Annotated in this window: 14 protein-coding genes and 1 other RNA gene; all 15 read left to right on the top strand. The window is 28.1% G+C overall.

All coding sequences use genetic code 11. From position 1 onward, the window contains the following. Window positions 1-36: 36 nt before the first annotated feature. Window positions 37-1,245 (top strand): NupC/NupG family nucleoside CNT transporter, encoded by a 1,209-nt coding sequence (locus NSA58_RS07110; RefSeq protein WP_074079704.1) that lies wholly within the window; start codon window positions 37-39, stop codon window positions 1,243-1,245. Window positions 1,246-1,411: 166 nt separating this feature from the next. Then, an RNA gene (gene rnpB / locus NSA58_RS07105) (RNase P RNA component class A) lies at window positions 1,412-1,756 on the top strand. A gap of 177 nt (window positions 1,757-1,933) precedes the next feature. After that, window positions 1,934-3,055, top strand: coding sequence for an SH3 domain-containing protein (locus NSA58_RS07100; protein WP_074429448.1), 1,122 nt, complete (start codon window positions 1,934-1,936; stop codon window positions 3,053-3,055). Between the two features lie 144 nt (window positions 3,056-3,199). After that, complete coding sequence (galE, locus tag NSA58_RS07095) at window positions 3,200-4,249, top strand: UDP-glucose 4-epimerase GalE (protein WP_039679898.1); 1,050 nt, start codon at window positions 3,200-3,202, stop codon at window positions 4,247-4,249. Between the two features lie 20 nt (window positions 4,250-4,269). Further along, window positions 4,270-4,707, top strand: coding sequence for a COG2426 family protein (locus NSA58_RS07090; protein WP_039679899.1), 438 nt, complete (start codon window positions 4,270-4,272; stop codon window positions 4,705-4,707). 96 nt (window positions 4,708-4,803) lie between these two features. Further along, a complete protein-coding gene (locus NSA58_RS07085) occupies window positions 4,804-6,165 on the top strand; it encodes an N-acetylmuramoyl-L-alanine amidase family protein (protein WP_074429449.1) in 1,362 nt (453 codons plus the stop codon). Window positions 6,166-6,327: 162 nt separating this feature from the next. Beyond that, window positions 6,328-8,340 (top strand): LTA synthase family protein, encoded by a 2,013-nt coding sequence (locus tag NSA58_RS07080; protein WP_039679900.1) that lies wholly within the window; start codon window positions 6,328-6,330, stop codon window positions 8,338-8,340. Window positions 8,341-8,557: 217 nt separating this feature from the next. After that, window positions 8,558-9,232 (top strand): sugar transferase, encoded by a 675-nt coding sequence (locus tag NSA58_RS07075; RefSeq protein ID WP_039679901.1) that lies wholly within the window; start codon window positions 8,558-8,560, stop codon window positions 9,230-9,232. Between the two features lie 162 nt (window positions 9,233-9,394). Further along, window positions 9,395-10,156, top strand: a complete 762-nt coding sequence (locus NSA58_RS07070; RefSeq protein WP_039679902.1) for a glycosyltransferase family 2 protein — start codon at window positions 9,395-9,397, stop codon at window positions 10,154-10,156. Between the two features lie 128 nt (window positions 10,157-10,284). Then, window positions 10,285-11,280 (top strand): C40 family peptidase, encoded by a 996-nt coding sequence (locus tag NSA58_RS07065; RefSeq protein ID WP_074429450.1) that lies wholly within the window; start codon window positions 10,285-10,287, stop codon window positions 11,278-11,280. Window positions 11,281-11,456: 176 nt separating this feature from the next. Continuing rightward, window positions 11,457-12,137 carry a DUF3298 domain-containing protein gene (locus NSA58_RS07060; protein WP_074080239.1) on the top strand — a complete coding sequence of 227 codons (681 nt, stop codon included), beginning with the start codon at window positions 11,457-11,459 and terminating at the stop codon, window positions 12,135-12,137. Between the two features lie 15 nt (window positions 12,138-12,152). Beyond that, on the top strand, window positions 12,153-12,665 hold the full coding sequence (locus tag NSA58_RS07055) for an amidase domain-containing protein (RefSeq protein ID WP_039679904.1): 513 nt from the start codon (window positions 12,153-12,155) through the stop codon (window positions 12,663-12,665). A gap of 86 nt (window positions 12,666-12,751) precedes the next feature. Then, window positions 12,752-13,567, top strand: coding sequence for an N-acetylmuramoyl-L-alanine amidase family protein (locus NSA58_RS07050; RefSeq protein ID WP_052233000.1), 816 nt, complete (start codon window positions 12,752-12,754; stop codon window positions 13,565-13,567). A gap of 16 nt (window positions 13,568-13,583) precedes the next feature. Continuing rightward, window positions 13,584-14,042 carry a hypothetical protein gene (locus NSA58_RS07045; RefSeq protein ID WP_039679905.1) on the top strand — a complete coding sequence of 153 codons (459 nt, stop codon included), beginning with the start codon at window positions 13,584-13,586 and terminating at the stop codon, window positions 14,040-14,042. Between the two features lie 116 nt (window positions 14,043-14,158). Beyond that, window positions 14,159-14,541: hypothetical protein (locus NSA58_RS07040; protein WP_257560325.1), on the top strand; the 383-nt coding region annotated here is incomplete at its 3' end.

The following is a 14,541-nucleotide window of genomic DNA, read 5'->3' as shown; positions in this document are numbered from 1 at the left end:
AATTAATATAAAAAATATGGAAGATGGGTTGATAAAATGACAATATTATTAAACATAATAGGTATCGTTGTTTTACTAGGTGCATTATACTTATTCTCTTCAAATAAAAAGTTAATAGATAAGAAGATGATATTAAAAGCATTAGTATTACAATTTATATTAGCATTCTTGCTAGTTAAATTCCCTTTAGGGCAAGTGGTAATTGAGAAGGTATCTGATGTTGTAACTAATATACTAGGTTACGGAAGTGAAGGTTTAGCATTTGTATTTGGACCATTAGCTGATGGTGGAGCACCAACAGGGTTTGTATTTGGAATACAGGTTTTAGGAAACATCATATTTATATCTGCTCTAGTTGCGGCTCTATACTACTTAGGAGTTATAGGAGCAGTTGTTTCAGTTATAGGAGGAATTATAGGTAAAATACTTGGAACTTCAAAAGTAGAAAGTTTTGTTGCTACAGCAAATATGTTCCTTGGACAAACTGAATCACCAATATTAGTAAGTAAATACTTAAAAAACATGAGTGAAAGTGAAATAATGCTTGTTTTAGTTTCGGGAATGGGTAGTATGTCTGCTACAGTACTTATGGGATATGCAGGTATGGGTATACCAATGAAATACTTATTAATAGGTGGAGCTTTAGTTCCTCTTGGTAGTATAGTAGTCTCAAAACTTATATTACCAGAAAATAAAGAATTAAAAATAGATGAAGCTGAAGAAGTTAAGATTGACAATAAAGGTGATAATCCAAATTTAATATCAGCAATATCTCAAGGAGCAAATGATGGGCTTAATATGGCACTTGGTATAGGTGCTTCACTTATAGCAGTTCTATCTTTAGTTGCTCTAGTTAATGGTGTTCTTGGAGTATTTGGATTATCTTTAGAGCAAATATTTTCAGTATTATTTGCACCAATAGGATATTTAATGGGTCTTGATACAAATAGTGCTCAGCTTGCAGGTCAATTGCTAGGAAGCAAGTTAGTTTTAAATGAATTTGTTGCATTTGGACAATTAGGAGAAGTTATAAAAACTCTTGATCCAAGAACAGCTTTAATGCTTTCTATTTCACTATGTGGATTTGCAAATATAAGCTCTATCGGTGTATGTATATCTGGAATATCTGTATTTTGTCCAGAAAAAAGAGGCCAATTAGCCAAACTAGCATTTAGAGGAATGGTTGGTGGTTTCTTAGTAAGTTTATTAAGTGCACTAGTTGTTGGTTTAATAGCGGCTATATAGTTTATATTAAAAAGGAGCTTTCGAAGCTCCTTTTTTGTTATAATAAATTCTTTGAATGAATATTTAATTTATATGCTTCTTAAATGAAGTTATTTTCTATCACACCACTTATTGGAATATAATGGTTTTGACAAAAATATTTTTATATGGTAAGATATTTAAAGATTAAGTAAGTCAGATAATCGCAGGTAGCATTAGCTACGTGAGGAAAGTCGGAGCTCCATAGAGCAGGGTGCTAGGTAACGCCTAGTGGGAGTGATCCTAAGGAAAGTGCAACAGAAAATTACCGCCAAGAATTTTCTTGGTAAGGATGAAAAGGCGAGGTAAGAGCTCACCGTTTCTCAGGTGACTGAGAAAGCCGTGTAAACCCCACCTGGAGCAAGACCAAAATAGGGCTAAAAGAGTGTTGCTCGCACTCTCCGGTAGGTAGGTCGCTTGAGCATATTGGTGACAATATGCCTAGATAGATGATTATCAAATACAGAACTCCGCTTATAGATTTGCTTGATTATAAGAATCCTAATAGGGTTCTTTTTTTATGCCTATAAATTAGAAGTCAAAATTAGATGAAATTACTACTAATTAGTAAGTTAGTAAAATAATTATTAGAAAAAATTGGATTTCTAACTTAATATATGCTAAAGTTTTAATAAAAAAGAATATTTTTGTAAAAATGGGGGGTAAATGAATGAAAAGCTTTGAAAAAGTATTACTAGGTTCTTTAGTAGTAGGTACAACCATATCATCTGGTTTGGTTCTTGCTCAAGCTGAGAAATTAGGGGAAAATCAGTATTATTTAATGAATAATTTAAATATGAGAAAAGGGCCAGGAATAGACTACATATCTACAGGAACTTTAAAACAAGGAACCTTAGTGACACCATTAGAGTATTCACAAGATAAATTATGGGTTAAAATTAAGTATAACAATCAATATGTATGGGTTTGTGCAAAATATATTAAAATAGTTGAAGATAATAATGATGTAGATATCAAACCTGGAAGTTATAAAACAAAAGAGAGGTTAAATCTAAGAAAAGGGCCTTCTACAGATAATGTAATAATTTTAACTATGCCAAAGGGTAGTCAAGTTGAAGTTATTGATACTTCCAATGATAATAAATGGGCAAAAGTTAGTTATAAGAATGAAATTGGTTGGGTTAATGCAACTTATATAGAAAAAATGACTTCTCAAGAAGAAGATAATAATTATAAGTATGAAGATTATATAACTACTTCTCCAGTTAATGTTAGAACTGGGCCTTCATCTAATTATAAAAAAATAGGAGTTTTATCTAAATGTATAATATTAAAACCTATAGCTTTTGATAAATATGGTGATTGGATAAAATTTAATTTTAATGGAAATGAAGGCTGGGTTTGTAAATCTTATTTAAAAAAGGTAAGTGATATTGATAATTCAAATAATGATAATATATTATATACAAGCGCAAACGTGAATTTTAGAACAAGTCCAAGTATTAACAGCTCTAAAATATGTACTATACCTAAAAACTCTAAATTGAGCGTTTTATCATACAATAGTAGTAAAACTTGGGCACAAGTAAAATATAATAACAAATTGGGATGGGTGAGTACAAATTATTTAACATCAAAAATAACACAAGATTATAAATGGGGCAATACAATAGCTAGGGTAAATCTTAGAGATTTACCAAGTTTAGATGGAAATAAGTTGCTGACAATGCCAAGTGGGGCAAGCATTAAGATATATGAAGAAACAAACGGATGGCTAAAAGTAAGTTATAATAATACAGTAGGATATTGTGCATCCGTATATATAAAATAAATATTTTTTATGAAAAAACATCTTATGCAATAATATAAGATGTTTTTTGTATATAAGTAAAAAGGATATAAATTGAAGCATATGCAAAAATATGGTAAATTTAACTTGTGATTAAAAAATATAATTATTAATTTTGGGGGGATAATTATGATACTAGTTACTGGAGGGGCAGGATATATAGGTAGTCATACAGTTGTGGAGTTGTTAAATGAAAATTATGAGGTAGTAATAGTAGATAATTTGTCTAATAGCAGCATATTAGTGTTAGATAGAATAAGAAAAATAACAAATAAGGAGTTTAAATTCTATAATATAGATGTGACAAAGAAGGATTCATTTAAAAAGGTTTTTGAAGAAAATAATATTGATTCAATAATACATTTTGCAGCGTTTAAAGCAGTTGGAGAATCTGTAAAAAAACCTTTAGAATATTATAAAAATAATCTAGTGGGCACACTAGTTGTATTTGAGCTAATGAAAGAGTTTAATGTAAATAACTTTGTGTTTTCATCATCAGCTACAGTATATGGAAAACCAAAAACTTGTCCAATAAGAGAAGATTTTCCTTTATCAACAACAAACCCTTATGGTGCTACTAAGCTTATGATAGAGGATATAATGAGAGATTTAAGTAAGGCAAATAACAATTTGAATTTAGCTATTCTCAGATATTTTAATCCAATCGGGGCACATATTAGTGGTATAATAGGAGAGGAGCCAAATGGTATACCAAACAATTTAATGCCTTACATAACAAAGGTAGCTGTTGGTCAGTTAAAAGAACTTAGTGTGTTTGGAAATGATTATAATACGCCAGACGGAACAGGTGTTAGAGACTACATACATGTAGTTGATTTAGCAAAAGGTCATTTGGCTGCACTTAAAAAACTTGAAGAAAAGCCAGGCTTGGTAATTTATAATCTAGGAACAGGTCAAGGTTACAGTGTTTTAGATTTAGTTGATTCATTTGAGAAGGTAAATCACATAGAAATACCATACAAGGTTACTGATAGAAGACCAGGAGATATAGATATGTGTTATGCAGATCCAACTAAAGCATATAAAGAGTTGGGATGGAAGGCGGAATTTGGTATTGAAAGAATGTGTGAAGATTCATGGAGATGGCAAATTAACAATCCGAAAGGCTATGAAGAAAATAGTGAATTATTAGATATGATTACATCTGAAATATAATTCTTAAAAGGAGGTATGAATTGGAGTATTTAAGAATAATGATTTTATCAATGGTTCCTGTTACAGAGTTGAGAGGAGCTATACCTATAGGCATAGCTTTAGATTTAAATCCTATAGGAGTATATATTGCCAGTGTGTTAGGATCTACACTGGTTGGCATACCTCTTGTTTTAGCATATAGACATGTAGTGAAATTCTTAAGAGAAAAAAAGATATTTATCTATTTATTAAACAAAATTGACAACAAAATAGAAGTAAGCATGAAGAAAATGAAGGCCGTATCGATGATAGGTATTATCTTATTTGTAGGTGTACCTTTTCCAACAACGGGAACTTGGACAGCAGCAGCTATTGCATCAATTTTAAAAATGAGACTTAAAGATGCACTAAGTGGTATTTTTATCGGTAATGTATTATCTGGATTAATTGTAAGTTTTTTATCATATCATATAATTTAATAGATATGTAACCAAATTATACTCCTTTCACATGGGAAAATATGTTAAAATGTTATTGTATAATATTTTATCTTAATTATGAAAGGGGGATAAATTATGAAAAAAAGATTTAAATCCTTTTGTACAATATTATTAGCAACAGTTATGATATTAGCTTCAAGCATACCAGTATCAAACGCAGCAACTCATCAGTTAATTATAGTTAATTCAAAAAATAATACTTTAAATTTTTACGAAAATTATACTTTAGTAAGAAAATTTAAATGTGCAACAGGAAAAGCAAGTACACCGACACCACAGAGAAAGACAACTATAGTAAATAAAATTAAAAACAGACCTTACTATAAAGGCGGAATTCCTGGGGGGGATCCAAGAAATCCTTTAGGGAAAAGATGGATGGGTCTAAATATGTATGGTTATGGAACTACATATGGAATTCATGGAAATAATAATGAACGTTCCATTGGTAAACACATAAGTGGCGGATGTATCAGAATGCATAACAAGGATGTAGAGTGGCTATATAATAAAATAAGAGTAGGAGCTACAGTAATAATAAAAAATACATCTAATAGTGACGCTTGGATAGCTAGACAATACAACATAAAACTTAGAAAAGCATGGCATACAATAAATGGATATAAGTATTATTGTAAATCAAATGGTAAATATGCAACAGGATGGTACACTATTAATAATAAAACTTATTACTTTGATAGTAAGGGAAGAATGCAAACTGGTTTAAAAACAATATCTGGTAAGAAATACTATTTAGGAAAAGATGGAGTAAGAAGAACTGGATGGCAAACAATATCTGGTAAGAAATATTACTTCAAGAAATCAGGAGATAGTAATGGCCAAGCGCTAAAAGGTAAGGTATATATAAGTGGTTCATACTACTACTTTGATAAAAATTATGTGATGGTTACTAATAAAAAGGTTAAAATAGGAGATAACTATTACTACTTTGGTAAAGATGGAAAAATGAAAACTGGATGGCAAACAATATCTGGTAAAAAATATTACTTTAAAAAGTCTGGAGATAACAAGGGGCAAGCATTAAAAGATAAGAGATATATAGGTGATTCATATTATTACTTTGATAAGAATTATGTAATGGTTGCTAATAAAAAAGTTCAAATAGGAGCTGACTATTATTACTTTGGCAGTAACGGAAAAATGATTACAGATAAAGAGATTAAGATAAATAATGATTCTTACTATTTTGGTAGTAAAGGCAAAGCTTATAAATCTTGTAAAGTAGAGATAAAGGGCTATACTTATACCTTTAATGAAACAGGAAAGATAATAAACAAAGTGAAATTAGAAGAGAATACAGATGAAACAAACCCAATAGATGAATCTAAAAAAACAGATGATTCTAAACAAATACACGATTTACAACTAGATGAAATGCAAGAAGATAGTGAAGGTACCTCTTTAGAAGAAGCAATATAAATATATAAAAGCCTCCTCATTAATTAAATAATGAGGAGGCTTTTTTCTTACAAATTTATGACAAAAATGTAAGAAAAACTTAAGGTTATATCTTTTGTATTTTGCTCTTAAATAGTATATAATTTTCAAATAGAGAAAAAGAATGTAATGGGGGAACCATAAATGAAGAATGATTTGAAAGCACTCTTTAAGATTAATAAGGAGTCAATTAAAGAAGTTATGCTTTGGTTAATAGGAGGACTTTTTCTATTAATCATAACTGAATATTTATTAAGAGGAAAATTAAGGTATGTTAAATTATTGTTATTAAATAAACCTGGTGTGTTTTTTGTTAACTATATGTTAATATTATTGATCACATCTTTAATATTTGTATTAAAAAGAAAGAAAACTTTTTATTTTTTAATTTCTTTTATAATCCTAACTATTTCAGGAATTAGTAAATATTTATTTAGTGTAAGAGGAGTGCCTCTTACTTTTTCAGATGTTTACTCTATTGGAGAAGGGTTAGAGATAGCTGGAAATTATGTTACCTTACCAATGATTATTGGTGTATTGTTATCTGTAATAGCAGTAATATGTATAACAGTCTATTTGTTTAAAAAAGAAAACAGTAATAAAAGAATAACAAGTGCAACAAATATAATATTAGCATTAATTATATTTATTGCTTTTCCTATAGTAACTAATGCAGAGTATGCTAGTGGAAAGATGGGATATATGAGATGGGACATAACATCATCTTATAAGAAAAATGGATATGTATTTTCTACAATAGAATCAGCAGTAAAGTATGTAAGAGTAAAGCCCGAAGGATATAGTAAATCCGCAATTGAAGAAATTAGAGCAAAGGTAGATAAAAAAGAAAAAGAAGATAATAGAAAATTGAATTCAAATAAGCCTAATATGATTTTTATACAACTAGAGGCCTTTATGGATCCAACAAAGATAAAGGAAGCTAATTTTAGTGAAGATCCTATTCCAAACTACAGAAAAATATGTGATAAAAGTAAAGGTTATATGGCAAATGTTCCGACAACAGGTGGAGGAACTGTAAGAACTGAATATGAAGTAATGACAGGAAATAATATAGATTACTTAACTCCAGGAGAAATCCCTTATAATACTATATTAAAAGGAAAGTACTATAATTCTCTTGCGACTACTCTTAAATCTGAAGGATACAGTGCGCATGCTATTCATAATTTCCAAGGAAATTTCTATACAAGAAACAATGCTTATGAGAAACTTGGGTTTGATACATTTACTTCATTAGAATATATGAATGGTTACGAGAAGAATGAAAAAGGTTGGGTTAAAGATACCATATTAACTAAATATATAAAAAAAGCACTTGATAGTACACCAGAAAGTGACTTAGTTTATACTATATCAGTACAAGGTCATAGCTCATATCCAAGAGATGCTTTAAAAACATATGATTTTCCTATAAAAATAAGTGGAAATTTATCAGATGTAGATAAAAATCAATTATATTATTATGCCAATCAAATAAAAGAGACAGATGATTTTATAGGCGATGTTATGGAAATGGTAGATAATAGTGATGAAGATACTATGGTTGTATTTTATTCAGATCATATGCCTGCATTAAATTTATTTCAAAATGAAAAAATTTATTTAGATGCATATAAAGCTCCTTTTGCTTTTTATAGTAATTTTAAAGTGAATAATTCTGATTTTAATAATACAGAAGCCTATAATATTAGCAGTATGGCTATGCAATTAGCAGGGCTTAAATATGGACCGATGGAAAAATTCCGTACTTATTTAAAAGATGATAAAGATTATGTAAAATATGAAGAATTATTAGAGTATGATATATTATTTGGTAAAAATTATTATTTAAAAAATGAAGAAAAACCTAAAAAAAATAATATGAAAATGGGAATAGACGATGTTACTATTTCTTCTTTTGAACAGGAAAAAGAGTCTATTTTAATAAAAGGATTAAATTTTACAAAAAATAGCTCTGCTTATATAAATAATAAGAAAATAGATACTATATTTGTGGATGATAAGACTTTAAAAATAAAATCGGTAGATAATGGTGATACACTGGTTGTAAAACAACTAGGTCGTAATGATGGACTTCTAAGTGAATCAAATAGCATTTCTTTATCACAAGATAAAATTGCAATGAATAAAAAATAAACTAAAACAGATGTTTTTAAGCATCTGTTTTTTGTTAAAGAGAATTAATGTAAATGTAAAACTATTTTAATAGTTGTGTGAATTTAATATGAAAAACTTTGAAAACAAATTAAAAATATTGATATAAAGAAATTTATAAACTATAATGTTAATATAATGTTAAATGGAATAATATGGTAAGTTGTAAGTATATTTGTGCATAGGGAGGTATAGCACAATGATGGGTCAGTATATTGAAAAATTTGAGGGCAATGTTTGTGATTTTAGTGATGAAATAACATCAAGCATAGACTATTCCATAGTAAATGACTCTTTCTTATTTAAAATATATCATAGAATACTAGACATAATAGTTGCGATAATTGGGTTGGTAATTTCTATACCTATAATAATAGTTTTTGGTTTCTTAATAAAAAAAGAAGACGGAGGTCCTGTTTTTTATAAACAAGATAGATTGGGTAAGGATGGTAGGATAATCTTTATATATAAATTAAGATCCATGAGGGTTAATTCAGAAACTAACGGAGCCATATGGGCTGAGAAAAATGATCCAAGAATTACAAAGGTGGGAAAATTCATAAGAAAAACAAGAATAGATGAAATACCACAGTTTTTAAATATTTTAAAAGGTGAAATGAGTATAATTGGTCCTAGGCCAGAAAGACCTACTTTAACTATGGAATTTAATGATCAGATACCAGGTTTTATTAATCGACTGGTGATTAAACCAGGTCTTACAGGATATGCTCAAGTACATGGAGGATATGACATATCTCCAGAAGATAAAATAAAAGAAGATTTATATTATATTAAAAATAGAAGTGTTTTTTTAGATTTTTCCATATTATTTAGAACTGTTAAGGTAATTTTTACTGGAGAAGGTGCTAGATAAAGAAAAAATTTATTATTCATCATAACTTTTCTTGAAATATTTTCGTAAAATATATATAATAGGGTAATAAAAATATAACAAAAGTATAACATAACGAAAAATAGGGAGAGATTAATGACAATCTCTCCCTATTTTAATTGTAAATAAAGAGGGGGAATCTATGTGGAAGATAATTTAGTATCTATAATTACACCTATATATAATGGAGAAACATATATTGAAGAATGTATAAAAAGTGTGTTAAATCAAAGTTATAAAAATATAGAGATGATAATTATTGATGATGGTTCAACGGATAATAGTGAAAATATAATAAAAAAATATACCAATACTTTTCCCTTTGTTAAATATATAAAATGTAATGAAAATAAGGGAGTTTGGGCAGCTCGTAATATAGGAGTTGAAAATGCGAATGGTAGATTTATTTCATTTTTAGACACAGATGATTTGTATAAAAAGAATAAAATTAAAAATCAAATAAATTTTATGTTGAAAAATAACTATGCATTTACATACACTGCTTATGATTTGATAGATGAAAGTAATGAAAGTTTAAATAAAATTATTGAAGCAAAGGAATATGAAGATTATAACAGGTTATTAAAAGGAAATGACATAGGTTGTTTGACTGTAATGATAGATAGACTAAAAATAGATACTCCAATAAAGTTTGAAAACTATCATCATGAAGATTTTATTTTATGGCTTAAAATATTAAAAAATGGTGTAACAGCTTATGGATTAAATGAGGTTTTATCTTCTTATAGAAAATCTAAAACATCTATAAGTCATAATAAAATAAAGGCAGCTATGTGGACTTGGAATATATATATTAAAATTGAAAAATTACCATTAAAAAAAGCTTTATACTGCTTTTATAAATATATGATAAATGGATTTATAAAAAATAGTTATAAGAAGTAAACTAAATAATCCTGTTTTTTAGTAAAAATTTGCTATATAATTTTTATTTTTGTTAAAATATGGAAATTTAAATCTGAACTATGATATAATGGAGAGAAATAAGTTACAAAAGGGGGGATGTGTGGAGTATGATTTTTAATAAAAATAAGAAAGTAATATCGAAGGCTATGGCAGTGGGGATGCTTACTACAAGCATGTTGCCAGTAGTTGCTTTAAATGAAAATGTGGAAGCTAAACAAGTTACATCTAGTACTCAAAGAGAGAAAGCGACTAAAGTTGTAGAAGTAAGATGTTATGCTCTTAATGTTAGAAAAGGTCCAAGTACGGACGATTCTATAGCAGGAACAGTAACAGAAGGAACACAACTTAAATATATTTCTACATGCAGCAATGGTTGGTATAAAGTTGAATATAAAGGTAGTACTAGATATATTAGTAATGATTATTCTAAATTAAAAACTATTTCAGGAACATCGAATGAAAATAATGATACTATAACGAGAGTTGGAAAAGTGACATCTACAAAACTAAATGTTAGAAAAGGACCTGGAACAAATTATAGTGTTAAAAAAACTATTAAAAAAGGTAGTGTTGTAGGGGTAATAAAATCATATAGTAATGGATGGTCTAAGGTTAAATTATCCAATTCCTTAACAGGATATGTATCTTCTGATTATATGAAAATATATTCAGGAGATTCTAGTGATATAAAAGTTTCATATACAAAAAAATCAACATCATCTACAACAAACAAAAAAATTGATACAGTAGTATCTGCTGTTAAAGCTCAAGTAGGTAAGCCTTATGTATATGGTGCAGCAGGACCAAATTCTTTTGATTGTTCAGGACTTACATATTACTGTTATAAAAAAGCAGGGATATACTTAAACAGAAGCTCTAGGGATCAGGCATCAAATGGAAAATATGTTAGCAAGAGCAATTTGAAACCAGGAGATTTAATATTCTTCAATAGTGGTACGAATACTATACGTCACGTAGGAATGTATGTAGGAAACAATAAGTTTGTTCACTCGCCTAGTCCAGGAAAAACAGTGAGATATGAAAGTTTATCAACTTCATACTATGTAAAAGGATATGTAACAGCAAGAAGAATAATTGATTAATTAAAAAAGGGTTATGATGAAAATTTTATTTTCATTATAGCCCTTTTTTAATAGAAAACCCATATATATGAAGCTAATCAAATTTTTTATAAATAATAAAAATAAATTAATGCTCATATTATTAAATATAAAAGTATAAAGATTGTATCTTGTGTATAAAAGAGAGGGGAGCGATTATGATAGTAATTGCAAAAGAACTTTTACAATATGAGAAAGATTATATTAAATACTATATAAACATTCCTAAGATATACTATAAAGAAAAGAATGAGAAAGATTATTTAAAAAATGAAATGATAGAAAGTATTAACCAAGTTATTTTTGAAGATATAATGGCTTTTATGGATGTGGTAGAAGATAGCTATAACGTAAGTAATGAAGAACATATTCATATAAATAGTCTTACTGAATTTCAAGTTGGATATGTATCAAAAGACATAATTAGCTTAGCTATTGAATTTTCACAATTAGCAGGATTCTATGATATAAGTTACTTAAAAGGTTATAATTATGATTTTAAGTTGAAAAAAGAGATTGTTTTAAAAGATTTGTTCAAGGAAAATGTAGACTATATAAAAGTACTTAAAAAATATATAATAATTCAAATTAAAACTTTGTTTATGGAATTTGAAGGATATGTAGAAGATTATTTACATTATATATGTGAAGATAGTATTTGTTTAGATGAAGAAAATATATTTTATTTTACTCATGAATATTTAATATTACCTTTTTCGTCTTGTGAAATAGATGAAAATATCTTAAATCTACTTGAGTTTAAAATACCTTTTAATAAAATTTATCATTACCTTAGTGAATACGCCATAAAAAATATTGTAAAGAAAATAATACTTTAGTATTGGGGTGAATCTATGTTTTATGAATATGATAGAATGGGGGCTGTTCAGTATGCAAGACGGTGGGCACTGGATAGGAATCCTAGATTTCAAGATTATGAAGAGTGGGGAGGAAATTGTACTAACTATATTTCTCAGTGTGTTAATGCTGGTGGAGTACCAATGGATCCTTATGGCGGCAATGTGATGAAAAAATGGTATTGGTATAGCGATAAAAATAGAACACCTAGTTGGACTGGAGCGCAGCCTTTTTTTGAGTATTTTACTGGGAATAATAATGATGATACTGATAATTTTGGTGTATATGCGGCAGAAGCTGATTATGATGAATTGGAGCTTGGTGATGTTGTTCAACTTATTAAAGATGGCAAGGCATATCATACAATGATAATCACTAGGATTTTGTTAGATGGGGATGAAGTGTATGACTATCTAATAAGTCAAAATACTTATGATTTATTAGATTATCCTTTAAGTTTAAAAGTGGGTGAAAGGCGATATTTAAAAATATTTGGATATTATAAGTAAGTTGAAAAGAATCTTTCTTGGTGTTAAAATAAATTTATCAGAATTATTTTCATTATAAGGGATAATATGCTAAGAAGGGTGAAATTATGGCAAGAAAAAGTAAAAAAGGAAAACATAGAAGAAAAAAAACAACTAGAATAGATAAAAGAAAATTGGTTCTTGTAGTTGTATGTTTATTAATATTGACATTTGGTTTATTTAAGGCCTTCCAAGCTGTAGCATCAGGTGTATCTGTGGCAAAAGAGAATGTAGGCTCTCTTATTACAGCGGTATTTGGAGAAGGTGAAGATACAAGTAAAGTAAATAAAGATAAACAATTTGATTTGGAAGAGGAGAATACTACCGAAAAGAAGAAATATGTAGTATATATTGATGTAGGTCGTGGAGGTGCTGATGCAGGATATAAAACTAAAAATGGTATTTTAGAAAAAGATGTGAATTTACAAATAAGTAAATTGGTATCATCAAGATTATCTTCTCAAGGAGACATTAGTGTGGTTGTATCTAGAAATACAGACATAGCATTATCTAATAGTGAAAGAGTAGAAGATGGAAATAAACAAAATGCTGATGTTTTTGTATCTATTCGTATGGCGGGAAATGAGGACCCTACTGCAGAGGGAGTTCAAACATTTTATAGAGTAGGAGCGAATGATGCTTCGGATGAACTTGCTACACTAGTACAAAAGTCTGTGGCAGCCTATGTGGATTTAAAGGATAGAGGAGTTACACCTTTTACATTCGATATATTAAAAAATAATAATATGCCAGCTATATTATTACAATGTGGTTTTTTAAGTAATCCTAAGGAAGAAAAAAAATTAACAAATCCTGAGTTCCAGAAAGATTTGGCAGAAGGAATATCTCAAGGAATTTTATCTTTTTTAGATGCTCAAGGATAAAACAGGAGGAAGAAGAATGGAAAATCTACAAGTAAAAAAAGTTTTATTAGAGGAAGCCCTAAGGAAGAAATCTATGGAAAATATGTTTACTATTGTAGAAAAAGATAACCTAGTTTTATTTAGATCATTTCAAGATATTTATGCTAATAATTGTTTAACAGCTATTATTTTAAGCGAATCTGCTTATACAATGATAAATATTTTCTTTGGAAAACTAACGTTAGAAGATAAACGAGAAGAAGTATTAAAGTTAATCAATGATTTAAATATATCATATACAGCAAATAAATTTGTACTTAGTCAAAGTAATGAACTTATACTTCAAGTTCCTTATATATCATTGGTGGATGATTTCAATGGAGAAATAGTGATTGATTTACTTCGTGAGTTGTTAATAATATTAGTAAAAAAAGAATATATTAAGTTTCAAGACATACTTGGAGATAGTATGATGATGGACTTTAAAAATAATTAATAGAAAATCCTTAAGCATTTGCTTAAGGATTTTCTATGCTTATAATAAATACGTATAAAAAATTACACATAATGGTAATAATTTCAAATAAGAAATTTTAAAAGAAAGGATTAATTATGTGTAAAATAACTGATTTTTATCAATTTAAATACTGTAGAGGGAATTACTTTATAAATGTATTTATTAATAAAGAGTCAGCAGAGGGAATAAAGTCACTATTAATAGAAAAGTTAAAAGAAAAAAAATTAAGTAAAGAATATAGATGTGTTTATACTATATTAAAGGATAAAATAAATGAAAACATGAAAGAAAGTATTTATGTAAAACTTAGAATAAATAAATGCTATTTACAATATTTGAAGGATTTATATTATGATTTTTATGACAGAGAAGAAAGTGTATACATTAAAGAAGTAATATGTCATTTACAATATTTTATTAACGAAGATGGAGATAATATAATTAATTTTTACGATTTGATAGAAAATACAAAAATAAA

Source organism: Terrisporobacter muris (genome assembly GCF_024621905.1).
GTDB classification, from domain to species: domain Bacteria; phylum Bacillota; class Clostridia; order Peptostreptococcales; family Peptostreptococcaceae; genus Terrisporobacter; species Terrisporobacter muris.
Note: the sequence above shows the minus strand (reverse complement) of the source record. Positions and strands in the feature narration are given on the sequence as shown.

Excerpts from the sequence above, each read along its gene's own strand:
- NSA58_RS07110 (WP_074079704.1), top strand. The coding sequence starts at position 37 with ATGACAATATTATTAAACATAATAGGTATCGTTGTTTTACTAGGTGCA.
- NSA58_RS07100 (WP_074429448.1), top strand. The coding sequence starts at position 1,934 with ATGAAAAGCTTTGAAAAAGTATTACTAGGTTCTTTAGTAGTAGGTACA.
- NSA58_RS07085 (WP_074429449.1), top strand. The coding sequence starts at position 4,804 with ATGAAAAAAAGATTTAAATCCTTTTGTACAATATTATTAGCAACAGTT.
- NSA58_RS07080 (WP_039679900.1), top strand. The coding sequence starts at position 6,328 with ATGAAGAATGATTTGAAAGCACTCTTTAAGATTAATAAGGAGTCAATT.
- NSA58_RS07075 (WP_039679901.1), top strand. The coding sequence starts at position 8,558 with ATGATGGGTCAGTATATTGAAAAATTTGAGGGCAATGTTTGTGATTTT.
- NSA58_RS07065 (WP_074429450.1), top strand. The coding sequence starts at position 10,285 with ATGATTTTTAATAAAAATAAGAAAGTAATATCGAAGGCTATGGCAGTG.
- NSA58_RS07060 (WP_074080239.1), top strand. The coding sequence starts at position 11,457 with ATGATAGTAATTGCAAAAGAACTTTTACAATATGAGAAAGATTATATT.
- NSA58_RS07055 (WP_039679904.1), top strand. The coding sequence starts at position 12,153 with ATGTTTTATGAATATGATAGAATGGGGGCTGTTCAGTATGCAAGACGG.
- NSA58_RS07050 (WP_052233000.1), top strand. The coding sequence starts at position 12,752 with ATGGCAAGAAAAAGTAAAAAAGGAAAACATAGAAGAAAAAAAACAACT.
- NSA58_RS07045 (WP_039679905.1), top strand. The coding sequence starts at position 13,584 with ATGGAAAATCTACAAGTAAAAAAAGTTTTATTAGAGGAAGCCCTAAGG.